The 646-nt window shown below is 53.3% G+C and carries 1 protein-coding gene; it reads right to left on the bottom strand.

Features of this window, described 5'->3' with window-relative positions:
• Positions 1–646, bottom strand: a 646-nt coding sequence (locus tag BG74_RS07820; RefSeq protein ID WP_244267436.1) for a Mur ligase family protein, incomplete at both ends; no start/stop codon positions are given.

The raw sequence follows: 646 nt of genomic DNA, 5'->3' as shown, positions 1-646 counted from the left end.
ACACATCCAGCATCAGCAGGATATCTACACCGGATAACACATTAGCAAAGTCATCATACAAATCCCGCGTGCGCGTATAACGGTGCGGCTGAAATACCATCACCAGCCGCTTGTCCGGCCAGCCAGCCCGTGCTGCTTTGATGGTGGCGTCTACCTCGGTCGGGTGGTGGCCGTAATCGTCAACCAGCATGACCTCACCCGTTTTACCGTTGACGTGGTTCAAATCATAACGGCCTAAATCGTCAAAGCGGCGTCCCGTCCCTTGAAATTGCAGCATCGCCTGCAAAATACTCTCGTCATTGATACCTTCTTCGGTCGCTACTGCAATTGCTGCCGCTGCATTCAGCGCATTGTGCCGGCCCGGTGCATTGAGCTCCACCCGCAAATCGAGCTTATCCTGCCGTGTGAGGGTAAAGCTGCCACGCGCGCCTTCCTGGCGGTAATCGGTAATGCGAAAATCGGCATCTTCGCTAAAACCGCAGGTGGTAACCTGCCTCCCAACTCGGGGCAGCAGTTCTCGAATCACCGGATCGTCGATACATATCACCGCGCGGCCGTAAAATGGCAAATTGTGCAGAAAATTGATGAACGTCTGCTTCAAATTCTCAAAGTCGCCTTGATAATTGTCCATATGGTCGGCTTCGAT

It is taken from the genome of Sodalis-like endosymbiont of Proechinophthirus fluctus, assembly GCF_001602625.1.
GTDB lineage: Bacteria > Pseudomonadota > Gammaproteobacteria > Enterobacterales > Enterobacteriaceae.
The sequence above is the reverse complement of the archived record's forward strand: the minus strand, read 5'-3'. Positions and strand labels throughout refer to the sequence as shown.